Raw genomic sequence first — 26,880 nt, forward strand, 5'->3', positions numbered from 1 at the left:
GCTTGCGGCACACCTCCTCGACCTTCGTACCCAGTTCCGCTTGCTTAAGCGCGAACGCTATCTGCGCCTCGGTGAACTTGCTCGTCTTCATGGCATGTCTTCCGTTTCAAATCGTGAAAATCATGCCGGATTCTCTACTTCTCAGCGGTACTGTTTCTTGGTGTAGGGTCAGACGCCGGAAATCTCCACTTCTGGACGGTACTAATTCCGGTGTAGGGTCAGCGGCGGCGTACGTTGTTCAGGACTTGGCGCGTGCGCCGGGAGCGGTGCTGGCGAGCCCGCGCATTGGCGAGCAACTAGATGAGTTTGAGTCGCACGAGGTTCGCCGCATTATCGTTGGGCAGTACGAGATGCGATATGAGGTCCGTGAGGGCGTGCTCTACATCTTGCGCTTTTGGCACACGCGCGAAGGTCGTTAGTCACGCGGCGTTCAGCAGGCACGACTGCATGCGTCTTGTTGGCGCTAAATTGCACGTTTGATGCTACTGAGGTGTGTGCCGAGCAGTCGCGCGATGGTCGTCCGCCGAAGCAAAATTGACCCGGTGAGGTGCTTGCACCTTCCGTATGCCATCGGCGTTTGTCGAGCCACAGAATGGGCCGATCTTTCGTTCGCGGAGCCGCACGATGCTCGTCTCTCCAGATCGTCAACAGGATCTGCCCGTCCAGCCTGACCGAGCAGCGGGCGCTGCCCCCGCTGTCGCCCCCTTATTGCGTGGAGGGCGTGACATTCTCGGTTTGATCGCCGGATTTGTTTCCACAGAGGACTTGGCAAATTTCGCCGTCGCATCCCGCGGGGTTCGGGGCGCTGTTGCAGAAGAGTTGGCGGAGCGCAGAGCAAAGCGCTTCGATGCGATTCGCGCCGAAGTTTCTGATCTGGAAGAGCTACCAAGAGCAAAAGTGTTGGCCAGACTGGCCGAAATACTGGGTGACTTACCGCTCAGGATGAAGGGCGATCCCACCGAAGCCACTTCACGCGCGGGCTGGTTGAGGGGCGCTGTCCGTGAAGCCAACCCAGATGGAAACTCCGCCCTGCACTACGCTGCCGAGGATGGGCAAGTGGGAGTGGTTGACTGGTTGATTGCCGCTGGCGCCGACCTGCGTGCAGCTACCCAGCACGGGAGCACCGCGCTGCACTGGGCGGCGAACGGTGGGTATGTGGAGATGGTCGATCGCCTGCTGAAGGCCGATGCTGATCCGCGTGCAGCTAACCAGGATGGGGATACTGCCCTGCACTGGGCGGTCGGGAGCGGACGTGTTGCGATAGTCGATCGCTTACTGACGGCCGGTGCCGATCCGAAAGCGGCTAACCAGAACGGGAGCACCGCGCTGCACTGGGCGGCCAGGGGTGGGTATGTTGCGATAGTTGATCGTCTGCTGAATGCCGGTGCTGATCCGCATGCAGCTAACCAGGATGGGAATACCGCACTGCACTTGGCGATCGGGAGTGGACATGACGCTGTGGTCAATCGTCTACTGATGGCCGGCGCCGATCCGCGAGCGTCGAACCTGCAGGGGCGCACTCCATTAAGCATCGCGAATATGCGTAGGTTGGGGACACCAGCGCTGCGACTCCCTCCACCCTCCTCGCCGGCGCAGAGCCCAGGCTCGCTTTGAGGTGACTCGTAAGCAGCGTGGCAAGGAGATTGGGTCGGCGGGCTGCAACGTCGGCGCATGGCGCTCAATCATCCGATGCGGCGCGTCCATGCTGTACCAAACTTCTCGGCCCTCGCGCCGCAGCCTGCTGAATAAAAAATAAGGGCCGCCCTGGGAGCGAGCGGCCCTTATTCGTCCTTCCTGCTGCCTCATCCTGAGAGATGCGTGCCGAAATTACCGGCAGGCACTGCGAGCCCCTACACACGTACAACAGAGACAAAACATCGCCGAGGGAGTCGACCACGGCGACAACGTCATCTTAAGCAAAGCGGGTTCTCAGTTGATGTACTCATCGAGCCATGAATGGCGTTGGCGAGCTGGAATGCATTCTGTAAGGGACTGAGCGCTAGCCTATGCGTGATGACGGCGGCTGCAGGTGGAGGAGTCCATCACGACAGCGTTGCACTGTTCTGCCCGGCACCGTCATCACCTCATCTCTCCGCAGCCGTATCGGCTCATCTTCTTTGGTCGTGACCATGCTCAGAAAGGCGCAACATAAAGTGAGCGACGCACTTGACAGTTGTCCGGAGTCGACTAGACAAGAGTGAGCCACCAGATCTGGACGACGCCAAGCAGCGACAGAAGTTCATTGAGCGCCTGGGCAAGGGAAAGGTTAGTTCCAAGGAGGCAACATACGCGATGCCTCAAGTGCGGAGAATGAACCAATCGGATCAATCGGAAATCCGGGAGAGGGCGCTGAATCTATTCAGTCTAATCTGCGAATTCACGCCCTATCAGGTGACGCCTGGAGACTTGTTTGCAATGAAACGTCCGGACCCACCCAACTTTCATAAGGGCAAGACGCCGTATGACGATAGCAATCAGGTTTCTCCTCGCTCTGCAGTGGGAGCGTCTCCGTCCGTCATACAGAAGGGGCGGCCCTATGCTCCGGATTCGGAGCCTTCGCGGCGACCGGTGGGGCCACGTCGTGAAACAGTGGAACCAATGAAACAGGGACAGGCAAAGATACCGGGTCGGTGACGCCGACGGTCCTTCCATTTTCCCAGCAGTCGTTTTTAGGCTGTGCCCCCTCCCAGCCAAAACGGAGAACCGGTGCTCCGGAGTGTCAGTTGCCGGATCGCAGCACGATCTGCATGACGAAAGAATCGGATTTTTGGCCGCCTCTCTCAAAAACGTCGAGGCAGTCACGTTGTAGGCCGTCGTGGCTGCGGGTCAATTTCCTTGCGGCGGTATTCAGTCTTCATCGACGGCAACGCCGAATCAGCTCCCCATCTTGATGTGCGCATCCCCGCGTCGCGGGGACCGGGCTCCTCCGGGTTCGCGCCTTCGCGCTCATCCCCTGCGGGGACTGCTGCGCAGCCCTCCATATCCCATTGCGACTTCGCGCCCCTGCAGGGCGCTGCGCGCTTCGCTTGCCAACTGACTTCTATGAGGAGTGAGTTGTCAAGGGTCACAGCCAAGAGTTCTGGATCATAGGCGAAGCCTCGAACGTCAATTCAATGGCACGCACGTGTTACGGTGCTGGAGCCGGTCAATTGCGCACGTGAGACAGTGGCGTCTCACCAACTTCTATCCGCCGAACACCTGTGTCGGCCTCATCCTGCATGCGCGTTACGCCGGTCTTGACGAGCCGGGAGAGGTGCCCCATCTAGAAATCGGTTGCGTAGTGCAACCCGTCAGTTGCACGGGCACCTCTCACTCCATTGCCATACACGTCCTCATTAAGCAAACTCGGCCGCACATCATGAGGTTTTGAACTGGGTCCCATCCGGAACGATGCCATCGCGCAGGTAGCGCCATAGTGCAATCACCAGGCGTCTAGCCAGGGCGACGATGGCAATACGGCGGGCGCGGCGATTCGTCCCGCTGCCTTGTGTCCGGTCATTGAACCATTGCGTCAACGCACTGTTGGGTTGATAGCGTAGCCAACACCAAGCCATCTCAATTTGCGCGACACGCACGCGCCGATTCCCCTGCTTACTGATTCCCTGGTCGACATGGCTTGTCGTAGGGTTGAGGCGTCAGTCCGATGCAGGCGCCGAGTTGGCGGCGATTGCGGTTTGACGCCAGAACAACTCAAGCATCAGGCGTGCCGCGCTGCAGGCGGGTCAGGTAGGTGACTCGTTCGCGCACTGGCGCGGGCAGCCGTTCTTGCAGTAAGAGTAAGGTCTCGACGCTGGCCAATTGTTGTTCGACCAGAATCAGGCGCTCGGTCTCGCGCAGCAGACGTTCGCGCAAGTCCTGTGGCAGTGGCGTACCGTCGTGGCGAGTCAACGTATTGTTAGCCAGGCGTTTGGCAAACGGCCGGTGGTCGATCTTCTGCCAGCAACCAACCGTCACGAGCAATTTGTGCATGCGTTCACGGTGCTGCAGGACTTCCTTTTGTAATTGCCCGCGATCGCGAATCAAATGTCGTAGGGCTTCGTCTTGCTCGGACGGCACGCGTACCACGCGCATGCGATCACGCTCGCCATGTAGCCAAGCGCGCAGATTCGTCACCAGCTTGATGGCGTCAAGCCGGTCGGGCTTGGCCCGCCGTTTCTGGCGCTCCACGGGAATGCTCGCGGCATCGATCACATGGCATTCGATATGGCGTGCGCAGAAGGCGCGCTGGATCCAGAATCCGTCTTGGCCGGCCTCGTAGCTGACGACAACACGGACGTGCGCAGGCAGCGACCACTTGCACTTGTGCTGCTCGATCAGATCGCATACGGCTTGAAACCGCATCTGTGCGTCGGCGATGCCTACCGCATGGATCGAAGGCTTCTCACGTTGCCCGTCATGCAACGCGACTTTCCATTGCGCGGCCGATAGTTCAAGGGATACCGCAAGCACCATTGCCATGGCATGGGACTCGCTCACGTCGTTCGTGTCCATGATGTCCTCCTTGCAAGCCAAACCTGGACCTGAATCGCCAAGCTTAGTCCAAGCACCTGGGGCTCACCCTACATAGGATCTAGCCAGACGCGGGCCCAGGCCCGCGTGTAGGCGTTCGCCGCGCGGCGTTTGTCAGCGGTGAGCGGTTGGCAGTGGCATTCCCCTGAGTCCGTCGCCCTTTGCTCGGGGACCACGGCATTCAGGATCGCTTGTGGTTTGATGCTCCCGACGCTTGGACCCGAAAGCCAGAACGTCTGCGTGAAGCCATCACGCAATGCGAGGTAGATGCAAGCCACAGCCCCTTGGTGACGTTCGTCACGCTGGAGAGCTACGAAGCCGCAGGCTACCAGATTGGAAACTCGCTAGCGATCAACGACGTCAACTCTTTCAAGGGTGCGCGGTTTGCGGGGGCCAAGTGTAGGTATGCAGTCGCATCCAGCGTACGCGCCACCTAAATCCAGAAACCCTTGCCCAGCGTGGCTTCACTAAATGCGACGGCCGTAGCCAACTAGGCACGGTTGCACATCGGTATGCCGTCTGCAAGACACCCCTTCGTATGGTCTCTTGCACATCTGTTGTCCAGGGAGGCACCCGGGCCTAGAGACTCTTTGCAGTGCCTTCGCTGTTTATCAAGGAGAAGGTGCGAAGATGGCACATAACGACACGAACGATCACCCTCACATCAAACCGCAGTTGCCGAATAAACAGGGTCCGCAATTGCGAACCGCTCCAGAGGCACGGCCTAATGCTTTACCGGCGACGGGGAATGCGAATGTTCGTCCTATAGTACGGTTCAGCGAAGGTATCTCGTATCCGGAATTCGTCGCACTTTACGAACGAGCTCCCATGGCAGTAGCCCCAGCGGCTGCTCGCGTAGATTGGGGGGCTCCTCCAAATGGGAGGCGCTTGCCACACGCCAATCAAGCGCAGCGTGCTACTGAGCAAGCATACGGGACTGGTTCCCGCCGCGCTGTGCCCCAGCAAACTGGACCACGCTTGGCGCCAACACGCGCTCAAGAAGCCGGTCGTATCGCTCAGCGTGTCGGACTACCGATGTCTGACCAAGCCTTGGCACACCATCCGAACCTGACGCGCCTTATTCCTCCGTCGCATCCCAATATCGGGCGTCGCTATCAACAACTACTCACGGCGCAGGAAGCGGCACGTGGTGTATTTGCGGCGGTGAAACCCATTGAGGAATCGCTAGGCTCTACGCGTGCGATGCGGTATTACTGGAACCTTCCCAGCGAAGCAGAAGCTGCTGCCCGTCGCGGTAAGCTGGCACTCGACATGGCGTATGCGCTCGAGGAACAAGGTGTGCCACCCAGCGATCTTCCGCAAGTCGCACGTGCCGCCATGCAGCGCGGACACCGAGTTGATCGCCTGACTGCCATTGCCGATGGTGCGACAAATGCCGCGATTGCATTTGGATTGCCGGCAATCCCGACGGCTGCGATGGGGGCGGTCGGCCTAGCAGGTGGCCCAATGGTCAGCGTTCCAGTGGTTGCCGCTATGGCCGCGGTTATGGCACCGGTAACAGCGGCTCTTAATGTGGCCGTACCGCATGCGATCGCCACGGGAAGAGCGGAGGCAGCAAAGCAAGGAAAAGTCGTACCCGCGACGACCGCTCGCGTTCCACGATGGGGTCCCAAAGTTGAACAGCGCGTTGTGGACCCCATTGCCTACCAAGCGTTTATTCCTGGGCAGGCGATCGTTCAAGCTGGACCGTTCATTTCCAAATGCGTGCTTGGAACCGCTGCGACTGCCGGAGCCACGATCGCGTCAGCTTGCGCCGCTCCCATATCCCCCATTGTTTCGGCGGTGGGCGGGGGCGCTTATAGCGCTATCAAAGAAAAATACTGTAGCGAACGCGTATGGACTGGAGCGGTTAATCGCGCGGAAGATGGCACGCTTAAGCTCGATACGAGCCGGTATCAAGATCTCGTTGGCGAACTAGGGAAGACGCCGGTACACGCGATGCTCGGCCGGCGCGTCGCAGCTGGTATGGGGGAAATCGTTCACCATCCTGTCCGACACATTCGCCAAGCCGTTAAAGAGCAACCGACTCAAGTCGCACGAAACCTGGGCGCGCTGCTTGTTGGCGATGCCGCGGGCGCCGCGTGCGCCATTCCCATGGCGTATGAAACATCGCCTCATGCCAGAATTCTTGCGCCGCAAGTCAATCAAGGCGTAGGCCAAGCGGTAATGCTAGCAGGCTGGGGCCGAGGACGACAACGTGCGCCGGTTGCTCCGACACCGGTTTCCCATAGAGTTGAGGAATCAGCACGACCTGGAGCCCCACCCGCACCGCCGACAACCACTACCGCTGCGGCACTTCCGATTCGGTGGCCGGCTCTTGTACTGGACGCGAGGTATCCAGCAACTGGTCCTCGCATGGGGGCGGCTGTGTGCGGCTAGTGTTGAGAGTCACAAATTCCGCTAGCCATGATCACGAAACCCGTTAGCGGCGCTGGGTTCCACGCCGTCATTTACAGGGCTGATGTGGACTCACGCTGCATAAAGGACTTGCCGGTCTCAGCGGTTCCGGCGCGGCAGCTGAATCGGTCGGCGACAGCTGCATCATTGCGCGCGTCAGTTGCGCCACTGCATCCTGTTTGGCGGAGGCGTTTGCCCGCGCCAATGGGGTCACGCGCGAACGCGGAGAGCTGCAGACGTTTTGCCCATGAACCTGTGCGAGGGCTCGGAATCCGCCTCAAACAATTTCCTTGCAGTTCGGTTGTGTTGATTCATTCCGATAGAAGGAGCACATCTGCCGTTCGCCGCAGGGGTGCAGACCACAACAACAGGGAGGGGCATGCTGGAAGACAATCAGGTCGATCAGGGCGCCGCGCGCTTGGCCCCGGTTCGCGAGATGATGCTCTTTCCTGCCGCTGCAAGCGGAGACTGCCGCAAACTCAGGGAGCTCATGAGTACGCCCGGCGTCGATGTGAACGCACTGAGGTGGGATGGCGCGACACCACTTGCGACGGCTGCAGAACACGGTCGTCTCGAGGCGATCCGAGTTCTGGTAGGCGAGTTTTCCGCCAACGTGGACGCGCGCAGTTTCTTCGGGGAATCTCCGGTATATTTTGCCGCGAAGAACGGGCACGGTGATGTAGTTCAGGTGCTGGCCAAAGAGTTTGATGCCGACGTTAGCGCCCCCAATCACTATGGCGAAACCCCGCTGTGGGCCGCTGCAAAGAATGGGCACACCGGTGTGTGCCACGTATTGGCGGCGCTGGGCGCCAATGTGGATGCGTCCGACAATACAGGTGCGACGCCCTTGTACATCTCGGCGAGGATGGGTCACGTCGACGTCGTTAAGTTGCTTGCGGGCCGGTTGAGAGCCGATCTGAACGCAGCAGACGAATCCGGGACAACGCCTCTGTACATTGCAGCATGCGTAGGGAATTTTGACGAGATGCAGGCACTGGCGGAGCAGGGCGCCCATATCCCACTGAGAACAACGGCAGATTTTCAGCAATTAGACGTGTCTTTCCAGCAAGAGCTGCTAGCTTGGGAGACAGCTCAGCAGGCGGTGCAGGGCGGTGTAAAGATTGACGATGCGATTCGTGAAGGGAACGTCTATGTCTTCCGCCGGCTAGTGTGTCTGGACAACGTAAATCTTGACGAGGTTGACGCCGCTGGACGTACGTTCTTGCATCGCGCGGCAGCTGTTGGAGCGGAGCATCTTGTCGAATACCTTCTTGCAGAAGGCATAAGCCCCGGTTCACGGTCTCATGATGGAGAGACCCCGTTGCATGAGGCCGCTCGCTATGGGGCGGTCGGCGCCATGAGGATGCTTCTCGCGAGTCAGCCCGGTCGCGATGTTATCGATGCGCGAAACAGCTTCGGTGAAACTGCTTGGAATATCGCCAACAACGCAATTTATCGGCAGCAGCCGAACGGGACAATCGAGGTCATGTTGTGCGATGCGGGTGCCAGTACCAGACCTCCGCTGCGTCCGACCAAGACCGACGCCTACTTGACAGCGCGGTTGAGCTTCTTCGCAGGCGCAGCGGTGCAGATAGGGCAGCGGCAAGACACCAGGTTCCCATCGTCTACACCACCGACACAGACAATGGGAAGTTAGTCGCTGTCCAGGATGTGTCGAGCGCCAAGCTCAACGAGTAATGTTTCGAAGCGCTTGCCGATGAGTTGTGCGCGCACCCCTATATAGTCGATTTCTGGGGCGAGGGCACAACGTGCGAAGCGTTCCATCGTGCAACTTGATAGGAAAGGCGATGGGTTACTACGAGGACATTGCCGCGAGCGCCGCGGCAAATGGGGAGACCGCCGCGGATCACCGCAAGGTGATGAAGCGGCTCAAGATGGCGAGAATTGCGGCGTCAGCCGCTGCACTCTGCGCATGGTATTGGGTGGGCGCCGGATGGGCGATTGCGTTGATTCTGCTGGGGTTCATTTTGTCCTTGCGAGCCGAGCATGCCAACCAAGTCGCGAAGCGTCTGGAGGGCACGGAAGGGGCGCGTGGCTTGGAACAGCACGATCCGATGGAATCGTCGTAACACATATGCCGTCGCTTTGGCGTTTGCGATCACGAGCGCCTGCCGCCGGAATTTGCCCGCATTGAGGTGTCAGATTGTCAGGACCTATCCGCGTCCCATTACCTGCCGGGTTTCCGGCAGAGGAGCCTGCGGTTCAACAGCCGCCGAACCCTTGGCCGAATCCCTGGCTGGCCGCGCACCAAGGCGATGTGGCAGCCTTCCAGGCCATGTACGCGGCGGGCTTCAATTTGGCGGCTCCCAATTTTCTTGGCTATAGACCGGCGGACTATGCTGCGGCGTTCGGTCATGACAACGTCATCACAGCACTGCATGCGATTGGCGTTGATTTGTCGGCACGCAATGCTTATGGAGGCTCGCCAGCGCATGTCGCTGCGGGGCGCGGCCATGCCAATGTGATAAGGGCATTGCGTGTCGCCGAAGTCGACTTGGCGGCTCGCGATCTTCATGGGTTCGCACCTGCACATATCGCTGCGCAGTATGGCGATGAAGGTGTGATCAACGCCCTGTCCGCGGCTGGCGTCGATCTGGCTGCCCGCAATCGTTATGGCGTCGCCCCGTTGCATATCGCCGCACGGGAGGGCCACGCCAACTTGATTGGACCGTTGAGGGCGGCCGGCGTTGACCCAGACGCCCAGTGTGCTCAGGGCTTGGCTGCTGTGCATTTTGCGGCTCGGGAGGGGCATGCGGATGTCATCGCTGAGCTGCACGCTGTCGGCGCGGATCTGAACGCAAAAAATCGTCAAGGGTTCGCCGCAGTTCATATTGCTGCACGGTATGGCCATGTCAACGTGCTTAGGGAGCTGCGGGCGGCGGGCGCCGATCTGAACGCCCGAAACGACCATGGTTTTGCCGCTATACACGTGGCAGCACGGTATGGCAACGTCGATGTGATCGAGGCGTTGCGAGTTGCCGGCGCGGACCTGGCGGCCCGCAATTCGTTCGGTGGCGCGGCCGTGCATATTGCTGCGGCGCGCGGTCATGCAGCCGTGGTGAGGGCTCTCTACACGGCCGGCGTTGATGTGACCACTCGCAATGGTGAAGAAATGGCTGCGCTACATATTGCGGCACGTCATGGTCATGCCGACGTCGTGGAGGAACTGCGCGTGATCGGCGTGGATCTCACCGTACGCAACGCGGAAGGACTAGGTGCTGCACATATAGCGGCCCAGCATGGTCATGCCAGCGTGATCGTCGTGCTGCGTGCAGCGGGTGTCGATCTGACTGCTCGGACCGTCAGAAGCCGGTTCGGCAGGGGCGGCCGCAGACCGGCTCAATATGCCAGGGCAGGGGGACATGAAGCGCTTGCCAATCAGCTGGCGATGCAAAGACCCCCAACACCGCGCAATCCGATTTCCTGCTTAGGGTGTCGGGTGATGTGAGGCCGCACCAAAGCCGCTAACCCTTGCCCCGCTTGGCTTGGCCAAATGCGATGGCCGTGTGTACGTGCTGGGTCAGCCCGCATATGTAAGCTTTCCTTTAGCTGCCGAGTAGTACCTTGAGGAAACTAATGCGAGGTGGGGATTATTTAAGATGTTTCGTGCTTTGTTACAAACCACTGATAGGCGTGATCGGGCAGTTCGGGACGCCGGTGCGCATGTCGAACGAGGCGATGAGTTAGGGCGCGCCCGCATGTATCCGCAGGCGATAGCCGTCTATGAGGCTGCTATCTACCACCCCGGGTTCAAAGGGCTTTCCCCGGTCGTTCAAGCCAGCGCGTATGTCGGTCTCGGCCACGTGTTGGAGAGCGCTCACGTGTATCAGCGGGCGATCCATGTCTATCGGGATGGTATCGGTCACGACGGGTTCCAGACGCTTTCGCCGGCTCTACAGGCTAGCGCGTATGTCGGCCTAGGCCATGCGTTAGGGGCTACCCATCGCGACTATCGGCAGGCGATCGATGCCTATCACGAGAGCTTCGCCCACTCCGGGTTTCAGGAGCTTCCTCAGGGCAGGCAAGCTGGCGCATATGTCGGCCTCGGTCGTGCATTCAGGGGCAACCTCCAGGATCGGCGGGCGATAACCAACTATCGCGTCGGCATTGGTCACCCCGGGTTCCAAGAGCTTCCCCTGGACTGGCAGGCCCGCGTGCATATCGGCCTGGGCCATGCATTAGATCGTGCTGGCCAGTCTCGGGCGGCCATAACCGCCTATCTTGCCGGTATGGAACACTCTGGGTTCAAGACGGTATCCCCAGACGGACAAGCTGGTGCATATGTCGGCCTCGGCCGTGCGTTAGGGCGCGTCGGTGACTATCAGGCGGCGATAGCTGCTTATTCGGAATGCTTCCGCCATCCCGGGTACCAGGAGCTCTCCCCGTTCTTGCGAAATAGAGCCTTTGCCGGACACGCCTATGCATTACACCAAGCCGATCGGCTCCAGCGACACGCGGCGGCGGCCGCTGATTCGCGCGTGCCTGTTGTCTCTGGAGCTGGGTTGGGGCGGCGATGAGGGAATACATGACTGAACGTGTCGTGTGAGGGGAGGCTGTTCTCCATCGGCAAGAAACGCCGTAGCGAGGACGGGCACATCTCGCCTACATCGCAGTCCGACCATTGAATGTCGAGCTTGGCCGCATCAAGCCTGAGCTTACCGCCGATGTTTGTGCATTGCCGCTGGCACTTATTCTGTCAAGTCGTCGCGAAGAGCGGCTCTGAGAGGCCTGGACTTGACTGCCTTCGAGCAGAATACGCATTGGTTGCGACCACGAGGCCAACCGAAAGTGCGGAGACGACGAGGCCTGAGACCGTAAAGAACCGATGACCAAAATCTCTGCCGCTGTGCGCATTGAACGCAAAAAGCCCAACGCACACTTCGACGATCACGGCCAGACCAGTTAAGCATTTCTTGATCAACATGATGCTACTCCTTTGAAGGTTTGTGCCGCTACAACGGGCGCCCGAAACTCCCTCTACGCACCGGCTTCATCCGTGTCGCGTGACAACTCCATTACCTGTTCCGCCCCGCTTCATGCCGCTGGGTCGGCCGTGACTGGCGAGGGCGCGATTGGTTATTCTGACGCGGCTGGCCAGCGTCGCTATCTAGCGGTAGATACGCACCAACGTTCACACTCGTCAGAGCGCAAACCGGTTCCTGCATTGACGATCGGTTTTTCACGGGGTGTTGCGACCCTGTCGTCACGGACGCCGCAACTTTGTCCTGTGCGAATTCACTGAATCCTGCAAGGGGCAGCGCGACGCCTACCGCTGCCACCGCGCCTCCGAGGAAAGCACCGCCCAATCCCCCGACTTCCGGCAGCAGCATCCCGATGACCGCTCCCACAGCGGCTGCGGCCGCTGGTATTGCAACCCAACGCCGTGCGATACCCCCACCCTGATCCGGTCCGCCGCTCCCCGATTGGTCAGATTGACCAGAGTGCCTGGCAGCATTGCCAGCGACGTCGTTCTTACCCGTGTCAGCCCGGATGGTCTTAGGTTGCTGGGCTTTCTTCCCGCCGCCGTTCGGGTCTTTTTTAACCTCATCCTGAGGCGCCCGTTGCTGACCATGTTGCTTAGGCTTGGTACGCGTCGGCGCCGATGGTCTGAGTGGTGAAACCTGGGATGGCACGCGTGGCGAACCCTGAGGGGCTGGCAGCGATTGCGCAGGAACCGGTTCGACAGCCTTGTGCCGCGGCGGCGGCTTCTCATGAGACCCACCGGATTTGTTTTCCGATCGCGAAGCGGGAGCGCCCCCTCCGGTCCGGATCGTTGCCTGCTTTCCCGCGCCCTTGACACCGGTCTGCTGACTCCGGCCGGCGTTCGGTTCAGGATGGACGGTTTCGCCGCCCTGCGATGAGGCCGGCGCCCGACTGTCGAGATTGGCCGGCGTACTGGCTTGCTTTACTGCGGTTTGTTCAAAGGCACGGGAATCACGTGCGGCCAGCGGCGCCTGTCGCCCTTTCTCAGGCTGCAACACTGCGGCGCCTGGGGATTGCGCAACGTCAACTTTTCCCGGGAAATGGGCCTTCGCGATAGCTTCCATCCTGTGCTGGTGCGCAGCCTTGCTGTGCGAACCTCGTCCAGGAACGACCTTGCTCACGCGAGCACGTGAGGTTGGATCGTCTCTCAATGCGCCCAGATATGAATTTGCCAGGGCATGTGTCATGCCGTGAAGATCGACCACACCGTTGCTCGTCAGCGGCAGCGCTGCACGCAGCGCAGCGTCTCTGGACGGTGATGCCAGAAGGGCTTCGTGTGATTGCGGCGCAAATCCTTTGAGCAGGGCCACCAGTAACGGTCGTGCCTGCAGTTCTTGCCGGTCCCAGAGGGCATTGATGAACTCGGCCGGTTGATGGCGCAAGATGTTTTCAGGGACCGCCCCTTGCAGGAATGGCTTGGCATGCCCCTCCACGTGGATTCTTATCGCCTTGAGGATCTTCTCGGTCGCCGCGCTGCTCGTGTGCTGTTGCAATCCATCCAGCCCGTTGCCGATCGCCTGCGTATCCAGCCAATCCGCGCGCTGCGCAGCACTCTCGAGATGCAGCGCCATGGCGTTGAGCACCGCCTGGCTCGCTTCACTGCGCGAGTGTTCCTTTAACCCGTACAGCCCGTTGCCGATCGCCTGCGTATCCAGCCAAACCTTGCGCTGCGCAGCGCTCTCGAGATGCAGCGCGATCGCTTTGAGCACCGCCTGACTGGCGGCGCTGTCCGCGTGCCGCTGCAGGCCGTACAGCCCGTTGCCGATCTCCTGCGGGCTCAGCCACTGCTTCTGCTGCGCCGCGTTCACGATATGCGGTGCCATTGCCGCGAGCACCGCCTGGCTGGCGGCGCTATCCGCCTGCCCCTGCAGACCGTACAGCCCGTTGCCAATCTGCTGCGGGCTCAGCCACTGCTTTTGCCGCGCCGCGTTCACGATATGCGGTGCCATCGCCGCGAGCAGCGCCTGGCTGGCGGCGCTGTCCGCGTGCCGCTGCAGGCCGTACAGCCCGTTGCCGATCGCCTGCGGGCTCAGCCACTGCTTTTGCTGTGCCGCGTTCACGATATGCGGTGCCATCGCCGCGAGCACCGCCTGGCTGGCGGTGCTGTCCGCCTGCCGCTGCAGACCGTACAGCCCGTTGCCGATCGCCTGCGTATCCAGCCAAACCTTGCGTTGCGCAGCGCTCTCGAGATGCAGCACGATCGCTTTGAGCACCGCTTGACTGGCGGCGCTGTCCGCGTGCCGCTGCAGGCCGTACAGCCCGTTGCCGATCTCCTGCGGTCCCAGCCACTGCTTTTGCTGTGCCGCGTTCACGATATGCGGTGCCATCGCCGTGAGCAGCGCCTGGCTGGCGGCGCTGTCCGCGTGCCGCTGCAGACCGTACAGCCCGTTGCCAATCTGCTGCGGGCTCAGCCACTGCTTTTGCCGCGCCGCGTTCACGATATGCAGTGCCATCGCCGCGAGCAGCGCCTGGCTGGCGGCGCTGTCCGCGTGCCGCTGCAGACCGTACAGCCCGTTGCCGATCGCCTGCGTATCCAGCCAATCCGCGCGCTGCGCAGCACTCTCGAGATGCAGCACCATTGCTTTGAGCACGGCTTGGCTCGCTTCACTGCGCGAGTGTTCCTTTAACCCGTACAGCCCGTTGCCGATCTCCTGCGGCCTCAGCCACTGCTTTTGCTGCGCCGCGTTCACGATATGCGGTGCCATCGCCGCGAGCACCGCCTGGCTGGCGGCGCTGTCCGCGTGCCGCTGCAGGCCGTACAGCCCGTTGCCGATCGCCTGCGGGCTCAGCCACTGCTTCTGCTGCGCCGCGTTCACGATATGCGGTGCCATCGCCGCGAGCACCGCTTGACTGGCGGCGCTGTCCGCGTGCCGCTGCAGGCCGTACAGCCCGTTGCCGATCGCCTGCGTATCCAGCCAGCGCCCCGGTTGCGCCGCGTTCACGATATGCGGTGCCATCGCCGCGAGTACCGCCTGACTGGCGGCGCTATCCGCGTGCCGCTGCAGGCCGTACAGCCCGTTGCCAATCTGCTGCGGGCTCAGCCACTGCTTCTGCTGCGCCGCGTTCACGATATGCGGTGCCATCGCCGCGAGCAGCGCCTGGCTGGCGGCGCTGTCCGCGTGCCCCTGCAGGCCGTACAGCCCGTTGCCGATTGCCTGCGTATCTAGCCAGCGCCCCGATTGCGCCGCGTTCACGATATGCGGTGCCATCGCCGCGAGTACCGCCTGACTGGCGGCGTTGTCCGCGTGCCGCTGCAGGCCGTACAGCCCGTTGCCGATCTCCTGCGGGCTCAGCCACTGCTTCTGCTGCACCGCGTTCACAATATGCGGTGCCATCGCTGCGAGCACCGCGTGGGTGGCGGCGCTATCCGGGTGCCGCTGCAAGCCGTATAGCCCGTTGCCGATCTCCTGCGGGCTCAGCCACTGCTTCTGCTGCGCCGCGTTCACGATATGCGGTGCCATCGCCGCGAGCACCGCCTGGCTAGCGGCGCTGTCCGCGTGCCCCTGCAGGCCGTACAGCCCGTTGCCGATCGCTTGCGTATCCAGCCAGCGCCCCGATTGCGCCGCGTTCACGATATGCGGTGCCATCGCCGCGAGCACCGCCCGGCTGGCGGCGTTGTCCGCCTGCCGCTGCAGGCCGTACAACCCGTTGCCGATCGCCTGCGGGCTCAGCCACTGCTTTTGCTGCGCCGCGTTTACGATATGCGGTGCCATCGCCGCGAGCACCGCCCGGCTGGCGGCGCTGTCCGCGTGCCGCTGCAGGCCGTACAGCCCGTTGCCAATCTGCTGCGGGCCTAGCCAACACTCCCGCTGTGCTGCGTTCCCGAGATGCAGCGCCATCGCGTTAAATAGCCGTCTGGATTCCTCGGCCCATTGGCGATCGCCGAATTGCGGCATCGAATACAGAATCCGCGACAAATTGATAGGTAGATTCTCCACCCCCGTTTCGAACGGTGGACTGTCGCGGACAATGGCATCAAAGTCTCCCGCCAGCTTGATCAGGCTACCCGGGGGCGGCGGCTGCCAGCTTGATCGTGTTTTTGGGTCTCGCCAATTCCGGAAGTGCTGCTGGAAAGCGTCCGCGAATCCGCGCAAACTCGCATGTTGATACTGACTTTCTTCAAATATTGTCCAGGACATGGATATGATCTTTCGCAATCAGGGAAAGGCGTAGGCCCGTTAGACCAGTCTCTGGGCTCTTCGCGAATCCATATTTCGAGTTCCGCGGTAGGAGTTTGCGCACAACGCAGCACTGCAGACCCAGGAAGTCGCTCGAACCTTAAGGAAAAGCTCGGTCCTGGTTGCGTAGGACTGCATCTGCGCCTGCCAGATGCTCGCGAATTCGCCCGCATTGCCGCCGGCTCCCACGACATGTGACGCATTAGGGGAGGCGTGATACACCGATTGGCATCGGCCTGGGGAAAACGGCTCGAGAAGCAATCGTGGCCACTCTGGGAGGAGCTCACGCGCTAAGTCGACGCCGTCGCCTCGCACCGCAAGGACAGCGGACAGAACTACCTGTACTACGAGGCATTGTACGGTGGCTATTCCTCTGGCGGACTGAAAGGAAGGGCCGAGCCGCTACGGCCCATCGAACGCAGTGCCATACGTCTTCATCACGTCGATGTCTGCCCATTCGTTTGGGGGGCTGATACAGCTGTTCAGAAACGTAGCGCGAGCCGCCGCCGTAGCGGCCTCGTTATAGCCGGTGACCGGATCAAAAATCCGGATGCTAAAAAATGCCTGCATCGGCCCCATGCAACCCGTGCCACCGGATTGCATATGAACTGCACCCGTGAGGCACACCAATGCTTCGCAAGGAAGATTCGCTGCCGGTGCCGGTTCGATGGCGGCGGCCATGCTGAAGATGAGCGTCACCATCATCGTGAAGATGAACTGCATTACGGTCTTCATGGCTGCAAGAAGTAAGAGTTAAATCGCTGTCGTCGGCATATGATGACTGTCCGGCCAACCGGGGTCACCCTGGGGGGCGCAAAGATGCTCGGCTCTGCCTGCCCGGGCCTCGCTTACATATCCGGTGTTTCAGCGGCGGTGGCTGAGATTAGCTTAGCGGCAGTAGGCTCACCGATGCCTTGCAAATCTGCCGTGCCGGAATCCCAAAGGCGGAACGATTGCATTGGCAAAGCGCATTGCGGCGTATTTGCAGCCTGTTTGGTACGCGATCGGAAAGATTGCGGTGCTGATACTCCTTTTCTGCGCCTGCCTGCGCCAGTGTGCGAGGTTGAGGCGGCAACGTGACAAACCTCACGAGAAGTTCCGTGCGCGATCACATAGCTGATGCCGGACAGAAGGGGCGGCACGAAGGGGTAGCCATGCCTGTACGGAAATCAACTCAGCATCCGCTCCTGCGCCGCCGGGGGCGGTGGGGATGGTGCTCGATTCGGTTCGCGGGATACATAAAGTTCACGCGATGTACGGGCTTTTACCTCGGTGGCCTGCGGTTGCGATCTTCCCTGTTATATAGCTTGAGGGACCGCTGGTATGGATAAGGATTTCGATCATATGGACGCGCAAATTCGCGATGCCGAGGCGGCGGGGCGATTTGATTTAGCGGCGGACCTTCGGAAGCTTATTTTTGAGAGCCATCCGCAGAACGATGACGTGCTTGCGGGCTATGTCGAGGCGCTGTTAAGACTAGGCAAAGCGGATAAGGCGTTGGACGCTTGTGATCGTGCCATTGCTATGATGCCTACGTCCAGTTACCCCTGGCGCAAGCGGGCCGTTGTCCAGTTCAATTTTCTCAATAATCCTGCCGCTGCTGAGGCCAGTCTAAAAGCGGGACTGGAGGTGTATCCCTCCGACGCCGAATCACATCTGATGCTCGCCGACTTGAGCTTCCAGACCCTCGATTTTGATGCCGCGCGGCATCACGGCTCGAGAGCTGCTGAGATCGGAGATTCGCGCGTCGTCCTACGGGCACGACATCGTTTCCTTGACGATCATGAAGGCGCAGTGGAGGTCGCGTTTGGCATCCTGGCGGCTCGCCCGACAGACGTCGAGGCACTTACGCAGTGTGGCATCTCGCTTTTCATGTTGGGGCGCTTGGAAGAGGGCGCGAGTTATTTGTACCGGGCCGCCGAGCATGAACCGCATAGGGGTGACGTTATTTTCCCTTTGGCCAATATTCTCTTGTTGCTGGGCGACACGAAAGCTGGTTGGCGTCACTATGAGATGCTCGTTGATAAGGGGTTGCTTACTAAGAGTGCTCCTCCGGTCCTGACCACTTATCACGATCGTTTATGGCGCGGGCAAAGCCTCGAGAACAAACGCATTCTCGTACTAAGCTATTTGGGGCTCGGCGATAGCCTGATGTATGCGCGTTATGCGCGCAGCTTGAAGGCGGCAGGCGCTCATGTCACGTTCTGCGTCAGGCCGGAACTGAAGCGTCTTTTCAATGAGCTTGAAGGCGTCGATAACTTGCTCACTGCATGGCCCGTCGAGAATTGGAGCGAATATGACTATTGGATTTTCGATAATTTGCTGCCGCCGAGATTCGGTGCGAGCGAAGGAAACGTGCCAGCGCGGCTCGATGGATATATCAAACTGAGGTCCCGAGTTGGTACGGAGCTGCCCACCGCTTCTCATTCGCACCGCGATCGGTTGCGGATCGGCCTGTGCTGGGACACTGCACCGACCCATTTCACTGGGCGAGCTCGCAGCCTTGCGCCTGAAGATCTTCAACCTTTGGCGGAGATCGCAAATGTAGACTGGTTCGCTCTCCAGAAACGCCCCGTCGTACCCGACTTCACGGCCCGTAGCGGGTTGTCGATTGTGGATCATTCCCATGACTGGACGGACTTCTATGACGCTGCCGTTTTCGCATCGACGCTAGATCTGACCATTTCGATATGTTCGGCGCCTATACATTTGGCTGGAGCGCTAGGCTTGCCTGCTTGGGTCATGGTTGGGGCGCCTGAATGGCGTTGGGGACGGCAAGGGGACCATAGCCCCTGGTACCCGCACGTCCGCATCTTCCGCCAGATGGAGCGCGGCGGGTGGCGGAGTGTCACTGAGGCAGTTCGTGTAGCTCTTGAGTTGGAGCGCGGAAGCCTGCTCCAGTCTTATGGCTGATTTCATTGCATAGCATGCGAACCGCATTCGACCTGCTGCTGGATAGCAATTTCATTCGCGGTTTTCGATCAGCTTAGTGATGCGGTATCCATCATGGCTTGTGCATCGACATCAGGATTCGGGGTGGGCGAGACGCCAAGATTCGGATGATGGTGCCTGGCTTTTCCCCGGCCCGTAAAACAAGCCAATGGCACTTCTGCGCAACTCAACTAGCTACGGCAACTGATGACAGCCTCCTACTCGGCTTGAACGAGCATCTCCAATCCATCTGACTAGGCAATTGTGCCGCAGGGTAGGGCCACCCTAAATTGAAAAAAGCTGCAGTTGCGAGCCCCCCCGACTTGGTTCTCAGCTAGCGGATCAATCGACCTTGCGTTTTGTGCTCGATCCGTACATTGGGCAGTTACATAGTGATTGCGCAGTTGTCGTATCGCACTGGGCTATTGCGGTAGCTACGCCGCCCATTGCGCTGTCCAAGCTGTCTGTCCAAGGGAGGGCGCATGGTCAACGTCGATACCAAGCGGGCCTGTCAGAAATTTCGTGTTCAAGGCATAACATGCTCCCAAGGAGAATGTATGCCTCGCAAACCGAAGACCAAGCCGGTGGAGTTGCCGGCGATCCCCGCTGAGTTGCTTGAGCAATTCGGCGATGGCCCGATGACGGCCGAAGCCATCAATCGCGCCACACTGGCGCTCAAGAAAGCGCTCATTGAGCGGGCGCTCGGCGGCGAGATGAGGCATCATCTTGGCTACCCGCCTGGCGCCGCCAAACCGGCCGCCTTCAGCAACCAGCGCAACGGCACGGGCGCCAAGACGGTGGTGACCGAAGACGGCCCGATCCGCAACGAGGTGCCACGCGACCGGGACGGCAGCTTCAAACCGCTGCTCATCCCCAAGCACGAGCGACGCTTCACCGGCTTCGACGACAAGATCGTCGCCCTGTATGCGCGGGGCATGACCGTGCGGGAGATTCAAGGCATCCTGCAAGAGCAATACGGCACCGAGGTCTCGCCCGATTTCATCAGCTCGGTCACCGACGAGGTGATGCTCGACCGGCTTCTGCACCATGCGCACATCGTACAGATAGCTGGCGAGAGCTACCGGCTGAAGGACAAACCACGCGGGCAAGCGCGAAAGCAGCCGCGTGACACGGAGTCCGGGTGGGTCAGATTTACTTCGGCGTATTGCCCAAAGGTGGGGCAGGATTCAGTCGGCGTTGACAGGTAGGAACTGGTAGCAGTTGTCCAATGCGCTGCACTTGTAGTACAGGTGGGGCTTTTCGGGACTCGCCAGAGGGGTCGCGAGGTCCGCAGCAAATACGACGCGGGGTGCCTTAGCAAGGTCGGCATCAAAGGAGTCAAGCTCGGGCGCACATGAACTGGCTGAGATAGCCACGCTGTCCGCAAACCTTATCGCTGCAAGCCCGCTGTTCTTTCTTTCCATCCAATAGCACGTAATGTCGTCGAAGAACTTCTTTGAGGCCGCCATCAAGTCTTGATGCTCTCGTTGCCTTCTGGGCGCGGTCGAGATCATCGCGAGATTTAAGCAGACTAGCGGTCCGTAAGGGGCCGGAGGGGCGGCACCCATGTGTGAAATAGATCTATGGGGAATGGACATGGCGAGGTGCCGGACTGGCTGCAGCGCGAAGTCGGTGCCGGGCAGGCGGTGAGGTACTTCCGCATTGCGTCCTGATGTGCACGCCAGCAGCGGCCTTTATCGAGAATAGTGCGAAGCAGGGTATTGTGATTGGCACCGCCGTTGCACTTGGTCCTTGAAACAACCAAGCTATAAAAAACAAGGCGCTCCGGGGGGAGGCGCCTTGCAAGAAGGTGCACGTTCCACGTCCGGGGTTCGCGCCAGCGAAGGCGACGTGGAACAGTGTGAGGATATCTACTTAGACCCATCAGATAACCTACACATAGCCGGTTGTCGGGTTGATGGTGTCCAGACCATCCGTATTTCCTGCCACAAGAACAAGACGGCAACACTTTCAATCGCAAGCGGCTCTAGCTCATCTGATGTTGGGCCTAGTGAAATCTGCAATACAACCTGTGTACGGATGTCGTACGACAGGCGGCGTGCGAAGACGGCGCGGGTGGTGCTGCGACGGTTTCACACGACATTCAAGGTAGCCCCCGAATGAGTGCATTTGGATTTGCCCCCGCATCTCCGGACACCGCCTCACACTTGAGTTGATGATTCCGTCCTGCGCCTGAACTCGCGCGGCGAGCGATATTTCAGTGCGCTATGGGGATGCTGCTCGTTGTAGTGCTCGAACGCGATGGCAAGGTTGCGCACGGCCGTCGCCGCATCCGGCTTGGGCATGAAGGCGACGTAGTCGCGCTTCATCGTCTTTACGAAGCTCTCTGCCATGCCGTTACTCTGCGGGCTGCAAACTGGTGTCGTCAACGGCTTCAAGCCAATGTCCGTGGCGAACTCACGGGTCTTCCCGGCAATGTAGCCTGAGCCGTTGTCCGTCAGCCATTCGATTTCCGCTGGCGCTTTGGGGACGTTGCCGAAGCGCTGCTCGACAGCCGCCAGCATCACGTCGCGTACGACGTCGCCACTGTAGCCGCCAGTTGTCGCTACCCAGCTCATTGCCTCGCGGTCGCAGCAATCCAGCGCGAACGTCACGCGCAGCGGCTCGCCGTTGTCGCAGCGGAACTCGAAGCCATCGGAGCACCAGCGCTGGTTGCTCTTGGCTACAGCGACCTTGCCGTCATGCCGGCGCTGTGGTCGCGGCGGCGCCGGCCTGCGCTCAAGCAGCAGGCCGTGCACGCGCATGACCCGATAGACCCGCTTGGCATTGACCGGCCCCTCGCATCGACGCTCACGTTCGCGCCGCAATCGGCCCCAGACGCGCCGGTAGCCATAGCTCGGTAAGTTGGCGATGGCGTGCCGGATTTCGTCCACCAAGCCAGCATCGTCGGTTTGCCGAGCTGTGCGCCCGTCGCACCAATCAGCAGGACGAGCACGCTTTGCCGCCACGTTTGAGCGCGCTACGCCGAGGACCTCGCAAACCTGTTTCACTGGTCGTCCCCTGGCAACGATGGCGAGCGCGCAATCCACTTTTTTGCCCGACCGTATTCCACAGCTTCGCGCAGAATCTCGTTCTCCATCGTCTTCTTGCCGAGCATGCGTTGCAGCTCGCGAACTTGCTTGAGGGCTTCGGCAAGCTCCGAGGCCGGCACCACTTCCTCGCCTGCACTCACCGCAGACAGGCTCCCATCCTGGTACAGCTTGCGCCAGTGGAACACCTGATTCGGATTCACGCCGTGCTGGCGTGCCACCATCGAAACCGTCTTGCCCGGCTCGAAGCTTTCCCTGACCATCGCAAGCTTCTCGTCCACCGACCATCGCCGGCGGCGCTCCGGGCCCGTCAACACTTCCATCACTTCTTGGTTGCTGCTAGTCATAAACACAGTCGTATGCCTACCCGTAGTTTAAGTGGGTGACTGTGTCCGGGGATTCAGGGGGCTGCTCCAGCATTCACCGTCTATGGTCATACCACCAGGGGCAAGATGCACAGGCATAGGAAGCCGCAATGCATCGCTCGCTATGACACTTGATTCGTCAGCGCGCGTGAACAGTGGTGAGACGAATCGAGTACTGCCGCGGATGCAGCGTAGATGTCGCGCATTAGGTTGCGATAATGGGGGGGCACGGTTCGCCAATGAGCGGAAATCTTCGGCTTACATGAACAGTGCGAAGGCAGGCCGATTTCCATTTGGCGCTGCAACTCGCTAACTTGCCGCTGTGCACTGCGCAACCGGTCTTGTGCAGCCGCCTTTTGTTGCGCTAGCGCCATGGCTTCTCCGCGAGACTGTTGCTGTTGGCTTGCCACAATGGTTTGCTGCTGACGCTCGACATCGAGGTCAGCCTGCAAACGATTGGCTTGGTCGTGCGAAAACGCGGTCAGCCGCTCTGTGAACGCTTTCTGTGCCGCAAGCTGCGTGCGGCGAATCTCAACGTCCGAGAGTTGGACTGTCTGGCGAACGAAATCCTTGTATATCGTTTCGGCGCGCGTTGCATCCTGCGACTTGATGACACGCCAGAAGTTTTTTTGCTGGAACAGCGCGATGTAGTAAGTCATGTTCTTGCTATAAAAGAGCAAGCTCGCGCCATAGGTGCCGTTGTATGTCGTGCGCAGTTCGTTCAGGTCGGGCCCGTGGAGCATCTGCTGCAATTCGACCACATTGCCGGCGGTGGATTGCTTATCGTTTGGCATCATTGCAGTCGTTTGTGACTGCTCTGTTTGCGAAGAGGGGGGTGGTGCCGCGTTTGTACCGGGTTGTACGAATGTGCCCCATTGGGCGCCAGTACTTGCGCCACTATTTTGAAGGGCCTGAGCATGCGCGATTTGGGTAGTACTTAGTGTGACGAGTGCGACTAGGGCAATCTTTCTTAACATCCACTGTGCGTCCATGTAGCTTGATTTGAAAAATGGTCCGTGTACGCAGGTGGTTCCCCGCAGATATAGATATTCAGAAGCGTGGTAGCGTGATCTCGGAAGCCACGAGAGACTTGTCGGCAGACATAACTGAGTCCCTTTCGCGCCACCTCCGCCAACAGGTCCCATACCTTACGCAACCTTCGCATTCCCATCTCTAACGGCCCAGTGTGGGATGGAGTCTTCTGTCAGGTTGACTGCATTTGGGTCGGCAGCAGCCTCCACTATCCGGTGGACCAACGCTACAACCGTCTCTCGGCCACGCGGTGCAGGGCATTCGGCTCTGTCGGTTGCTGCGTATCGGCACCAACGCTTGGTCGACCATACCTAGCCGCTCTGGGCCGCGTGGGGTGGGCGGTCGCCCATTGATATTCAAATTTCTAATTACAGATTAAATTTTAATTTAAGCGGGAAGCCTTGAGGCCTGATAGTCAAATCGCCAATGCTTTCGCAATTGGTAGGCAATGTGAAATGTGTGCACGGGCATCGTTGCGATGTTCTCGCGAGTGATGAAAGTACAAGCGCGTCACGGTACGCGTTCCCGCAATGCGCGACCCCCTAAGGAGGAGACCTTGATGCTTACAGAAGAAGCCCAAGGGCTGCTACGAGCGGCAGCCAAAGCTAGTCTCGGCGAAGTTATTGACAGGCTTCACCGCGATCATCCACAGGCATTTCATACTGAGGAGACTCTCAACGGAAGGCGTTTCTTCGACCGCCCCTTGCGTGATGAGCCTTGCGCATTCTTTGTGAGGAATCGATCTGGCTCTGTCTAAAGCCACAAGGCGGCTACGGCATGCTCGTGCAACGAACGTTGGACCAATTGCGATTGAGACAGCCAGCGCGGTCAAAGTACGAAATAGCAGGGGAATTCGTTGTCGCCAACTTTAGATAGCGCAGCGCTGATAGAGGGGCTCAGTCTGGAGACGTGCCGAGCAAACGCCCTCAGCATGAAGAACATCGAAGCATTCAAACAGTGAGTACGCACGGACGTGCGCACCGTGCTGCCGCATGAAGCATGCGCGTGCATGCGCGTGCGTGCACGGGCGGTTGTACGGCGCGGGTGTGTCACCGGACTATGTCGTGGCGGCGGACTATCCGCTCGGCACTTGGCTGGAATCCGCGGTGCCTCTGGGCACATGGACACACTTCTCGCTGAACCGTTGTGCATGTAACGGTCTCCGGTGTTCTTCGTAGACTGCCGGTCGCAGCAGGTCGACATCGGGGGGCTGTCGGTCGCAGATATTCCTGTCACTCTTCAGGACGAGCACACCGTTGAGTTGAATTCGGACTCGCATAACAAGCTTCGGCTCGGATTGACGTCCCATTGATGGGTTGAGCTGGTTTAAGTGTTTCAACGGGCTTATGCACGGCTTGATTGCCGTGGGCGAAGGAGATGCGTGTGTTGTAGTCGTTATCTGCGGCATTCACATGTTCGAGGGCAATGTCATGTTCTCCGTTACAGGGGAGAATCGATGCGGGAGCTAGTACTCCGTGAAGATCAGCGAATGGCACTTGCGCCTCTTCCGGCCTTCTGGGATGACATCGAAGTGATCTCGAGCGAAGGGGCGACATGGTTTACAGGGGTGCCAGCCTGGCCGAGAAAGTTGCGCACGCTGTCTCTCGAAGACGTGCCAAATCTTCTTTCTGTGCCACCATGGCCGGCTACATTGGAGACGCTGCAGTTGGGGGGCGCTAGTCAACTGCGTACTCTCCCGGCTCTTCCAGAGCAATTGCGTGAGCTGGCGCTCATCGTTTGCGAAGCGCTTGAAGCGGTGCCGGCACTACCAGTCGGACTCGAACGACTTGCCCTCGTCGAGTTGCCACGCCTGACGCGTTTGCCACCTCTGAGCCCGACACTGCGAGACGTTCGTTTTGAGGCATGCCCGTACCTCGAGTTGAATTCGGAACAGGTCGATTTCGTCGATGCTTTGCGGTGGAGGCAGAAGCGCTTCCAGCCCGGCTTCATGGTGCGCGGCTTTGCCGGTTCAGGAGGAGTGTGTGAGAACCTGTGCTCGCCAGACCTAGATCAGGCCGCTCGTCGCGTATATGAGTTTGCAGGCATGAGCATGCCCGAACTCGAAGCGGAAGTCTGGGCCCATGTGGCCGATGCAAAGGGCGCAATGGCAGAGCCGCTGTGCACTCTATTCTTTCGCATGGCGACTGAGGAGGCCTCGGAACGAGGTGGGGTGCGAAGCATCGCACGGGATATGGTGGGTACGCTAGCAGTCATTGCTCGCCACCCCGAATTGGTGGAGTACGCAGTTGCAGTAGTGGCACGCATGGAGCCTGGGTGCGTCAATCAACCCGTGGCGACATGGCGGCACGTGTCGGCATTGGCTGTTGCGCACGAAGCGGCCGCGTCGGCTAATGATCTGTCTGCTGTATTTTTGGCCGCACGCCCCTTACTTGCCCATATGGCGATTGATGAAGCCGCGTTGCTGGCAATCGGTGAAGCGCGACGGGTGCGGGCTGAGGTGATCGAGCAAACAGGAGAAGGCGATCGCCAGTGCGCGGCAGACCTATTGGTCGATTACGAGCCAGAGATTCCTAATCGCATGGCGATGCGGATTGACGCGCATCGCCAAGCAAGAGGCGAGAGCCCACTTCCTGGTGTACCGCGGCGTGTCGCCTATCTATCCGATGTGCTTGAGGAGTTTGTTGATACGTGTCTCCCTCGGGGACTGGCTGCGGTAGAGGCCGCAATGCTGCCACCTAGCGCCTCGGTAGGCTTAGAGATCGACCCAGTGCGAATGCTGTGCCGTGGTCCCCACGCCGACTGGTGGAAAGAACAGGCGATGCGGCACAGTCCAGCGGCGCGGTTCGATCTCGGTGTAAACGGGCAGATCGGAGCCATATACACTAGAAGGCTTGCGAACCTTGAGAGTCAGGCGGAGCAAACAGCTTCAACGACATCCTCCAAATACGCAACCACCGCACAGTTGGACGCGGGCAGAAATCTTGTGGCACAACGGCGTGAGGCAGAATCCAGCGCACTTGAGAAACATACCTCGTCACTGGTGATGCCTGTGTCGGCTCGCTCGGCATCGCCAGGAAGGGCTTGACGCTCGGTGGGTGTCGGTTAAGGGGACAGCAAGACGTCGCGATGGACGTTGCCGTGTTGTCTTTGGTCATTGCCGTCCTCAACGTCCGAGTTGCTGTGAGTTGGTCGAGGGGAAAAGCTTATTGGGTGGCGCGCCGTGTTCCGTTTGTGCTGCCCCGGCTCTCATTGGGGGGCTCACCGACTTCTCTGCGGAGTATGCCTTTCCGTCTTGCCCCATTGAGCCCTCGGACAGCGCATGCGAAGCTGGAGTCGGCGTCGTGTATTCCCGGAACAATCGACTTACTTTTTCATGGCGGCGGGCCGCATCCTGCGTCACATCGTGGTTAAGAACCGGGCTTACCGGGCTAT

At 59.9% G+C, this 26,880-nt stretch carries 14 protein-coding genes and 3 pseudogenes; 10 read left to right on the plus strand and 7 right to left on the minus strand.

Going from position 1 to position 26,880, the window contains the following annotated elements:
* Positions 1-91: transposase (locus R2N16_RS23425; protein ID WP_240433225.1), on the minus strand; the 91-nt coding region annotated here is incomplete at its 3' end.
* A gap of 31 nt (positions 92-122) precedes the next feature.
* On the opposite strand from R2N16_RS23425, the gene R2N16_RS23430 reads away from it, so the two are divergent.
* Both R2N16_RS23430 and R2N16_RS23435 read left to right on the plus strand, forming a co-directional pair.
* Complete coding sequence (locus tag R2N16_RS23430; RefSeq protein WP_316669162.1) at positions 123-419, plus strand: type II toxin-antitoxin system RelE/ParE family toxin; 297 nt, start codon at positions 123-125, stop codon at positions 417-419.
* A gap of 205 nt (positions 420-624) precedes the next feature.
* Positions 625-1,614 carry an ankyrin repeat domain-containing protein gene (locus tag R2N16_RS23435; RefSeq protein ID WP_316669112.1) on the plus strand — a complete coding sequence of 330 codons (990 nt, stop codon included), beginning with the start codon at positions 625-627 and terminating at the stop codon, positions 1,612-1,614.
* Positions 1,615-3,356: 1,742 nt separating this feature from the next.
* Here R2N16_RS23435 and R2N16_RS23440 read toward each other — a convergent pair.
* A pseudogene (locus R2N16_RS23440) lies at positions 3,357-4,491 on the minus strand (IS110 family RNA-guided transposase).
* Between the two features lie 2,815 nt (positions 4,492-7,306).
* Between R2N16_RS23440 and R2N16_RS23445 the strand changes: the two are divergent.
* The 4 genes from R2N16_RS23445 to R2N16_RS23460 all read left to right on the plus strand — a co-directional run bounded on the left by R2N16_RS23445 (position 7,307) and on the right by R2N16_RS23460 (position 11,465).
* A complete protein-coding gene (locus R2N16_RS23445; RefSeq protein ID WP_316669114.1) occupies positions 7,307-8,584 on the plus strand; it encodes an ankyrin repeat domain-containing protein in 1,278 nt (425 codons plus the stop codon).
* Positions 8,585-8,735: 151 nt separating this feature from the next.
* Entirely contained in the window at positions 8,736-9,017 is a 282-nt protein-coding gene (locus R2N16_RS23450) for a hypothetical protein (protein ID WP_316669115.1), read from the plus strand.
* A 188-nt stretch (positions 9,018-9,205) separates the two neighbouring features.
* Complete coding sequence (locus tag R2N16_RS23455) at positions 9,206-10,396, plus strand: ankyrin repeat domain-containing protein (protein ID WP_316669117.1); 1,191 nt, start codon at positions 9,206-9,208, stop codon at positions 10,394-10,396.
* Between the two features lie 250 nt (positions 10,397-10,646).
* Positions 10,647-11,465: a tetratricopeptide repeat protein gene (locus R2N16_RS23460; protein ID WP_316669119.1), complete on the plus strand. Its 819-nt coding sequence runs from the start codon at positions 10,647-10,649 to the stop codon at positions 11,463-11,465.
* A 179-nt stretch (positions 11,466-11,644) separates the two neighbouring features.
* On the opposite strand, the gene R2N16_RS23465 is transcribed toward R2N16_RS23460, so the two are convergent.
* Together R2N16_RS23465 and R2N16_RS23470 are read right to left on the minus strand one after the other, a co-directional pair.
* Positions 11,645-11,872 (minus strand): hypothetical protein, encoded by a 228-nt coding sequence (locus tag R2N16_RS23465; protein ID WP_316669121.1) that lies wholly within the window; start codon positions 11,870-11,872, stop codon positions 11,645-11,647.
* Positions 11,873-11,963: 91 nt separating this feature from the next.
* On the minus strand, positions 11,964-16,070 hold the full coding sequence (locus R2N16_RS23470; RefSeq protein ID WP_316669123.1) for a hypothetical protein: 4,107 nt from the start codon (positions 16,068-16,070) through the stop codon (positions 11,964-11,966).
* Positions 16,071-16,415: 345 nt separating this feature from the next.
* Here R2N16_RS23470 and R2N16_RS23475 point away from each other — a divergent pair.
* Positions 16,416-16,469 (plus strand): annotated as a pseudogene (locus R2N16_RS23475) (hypothetical protein); the annotation flags it as partial.
* Between the two features lie 42 nt (positions 16,470-16,511).
* On the opposite strand, the gene R2N16_RS23480 reads toward R2N16_RS23475, so the two are convergent.
* Positions 16,512-16,832, minus strand: coding sequence for a TrbM/KikA/MpfK family conjugal transfer protein (locus R2N16_RS23480; protein ID WP_316669125.1), 321 nt, complete (start codon positions 16,830-16,832; stop codon positions 16,512-16,514).
* Positions 16,833-17,432: 600 nt separating this feature from the next.
* Here R2N16_RS23480 and R2N16_RS23485 point away from each other — a divergent pair.
* Positions 17,433-19,022: a tetratricopeptide repeat protein gene (locus tag R2N16_RS23485; protein WP_316669126.1), complete on the plus strand. Its 1,590-nt coding sequence runs from the start codon at positions 17,433-17,435 to the stop codon at positions 19,020-19,022.
* A gap of 575 nt (positions 19,023-19,597) precedes the next feature.
* On the plus strand, positions 19,598-20,248 hold the full coding sequence (locus tag R2N16_RS23490; protein WP_316669128.1) for a transposase: 651 nt from the start codon (positions 19,598-19,600) through the stop codon (positions 20,246-20,248).
* Between the two features lie 954 nt (positions 20,249-21,202).
* Here the strand turns inward: R2N16_RS23490 and R2N16_RS23495 are convergent.
* A protein-coding gene (locus R2N16_RS23495) for an IS3 family transposase (protein WP_316669163.1) occupies positions 21,203-22,413 on the minus strand; the annotation gives its coding sequence in 2 pieces (ribosomal slippage) (positions 21,203-22,089 and positions 22,089-22,413; 1,212 coding nt in all).
* Positions 22,414-22,724: 311 nt separating this feature from the next.
* A pseudogene (locus R2N16_RS23500) lies at positions 22,725-23,447 on the minus strand (DUF2968 domain-containing protein); the annotation flags it as partial.
* A gap of 1,496 nt (positions 23,448-24,943) precedes the next feature.
* On the opposite strand from R2N16_RS23500, the gene R2N16_RS23505 reads away from it, so the two are divergent.
* Entirely contained in the window at positions 24,944-26,533 is a 1,590-nt protein-coding gene (locus R2N16_RS23505; protein WP_316669130.1) for a hypothetical protein, read from the plus strand.
* The last annotated feature ends 347 nt before the right edge of the window (positions 26,534-26,880 follow it).

It is taken from the genome of Ralstonia psammae (genome assembly GCF_958405935.1).
GTDB lineage: Bacteria > Pseudomonadota > Gammaproteobacteria > Burkholderiales > Burkholderiaceae > Ralstonia > Ralstonia psammae.

Excerpts from the sequence above, each read along its gene's own strand:
- R2N16_RS23430 (WP_316669162.1), top strand. The coding sequence starts at position 123 with ATGCCGGATTCTCTACTTCTCAGCGGTACTGTTTCTTGGTGTAGGGTC.
- R2N16_RS23490 (WP_316669128.1), top strand. The coding sequence starts at position 19,598 with ATGCCTCGCAAACCGAAGACCAAGCCGGTGGAGTTGCCGGCGATCCCC.
- R2N16_RS23505 (WP_316669130.1), top strand. The coding sequence starts at position 24,944 with ATGCGGGAGCTAGTACTCCGTGAAGATCAGCGAATGGCACTTGCGCCT.
- R2N16_RS23485 (WP_316669126.1), top strand. The coding sequence starts at position 17,433 with ATGGATAAGGATTTCGATCATATGGACGCGCAAATTCGCGATGCCGAG.
- R2N16_RS23445 (WP_316669114.1), top strand. The coding sequence starts at position 7,307 with ATGCTGGAAGACAATCAGGTCGATCAGGGCGCCGCGCGCTTGGCCCCG.
- R2N16_RS23470 (WP_316669123.1), bottom strand. The coding sequence starts at position 16,070 with ATGTCCTGGACAATATTTGAAGAAAGTCAGTATCAACATGCGAGTTTG.
- R2N16_RS23465 (WP_316669121.1), bottom strand. The coding sequence starts at position 11,872 with ATGTTGATCAAGAAATGCTTAACTGGTCTGGCCGTGATCGTCGAAGTG.
- R2N16_RS23450 (WP_316669115.1), top strand. The coding sequence starts at position 8,736 with ATGGGTTACTACGAGGACATTGCCGCGAGCGCCGCGGCAAATGGGGAG.
- R2N16_RS23480 (WP_316669125.1), bottom strand. The coding sequence starts at position 16,832 with ATGCAGTTCATCTTCACGATGATGGTGACGCTCATCTTCAGCATGGCC.
- R2N16_RS23460 (WP_316669119.1), top strand. The coding sequence starts at position 10,647 with ATGTATCCGCAGGCGATAGCCGTCTATGAGGCTGCTATCTACCACCCC.
- R2N16_RS23435 (WP_316669112.1), top strand. The coding sequence starts at position 625 with ATGCTCGTCTCTCCAGATCGTCAACAGGATCTGCCCGTCCAGCCTGAC.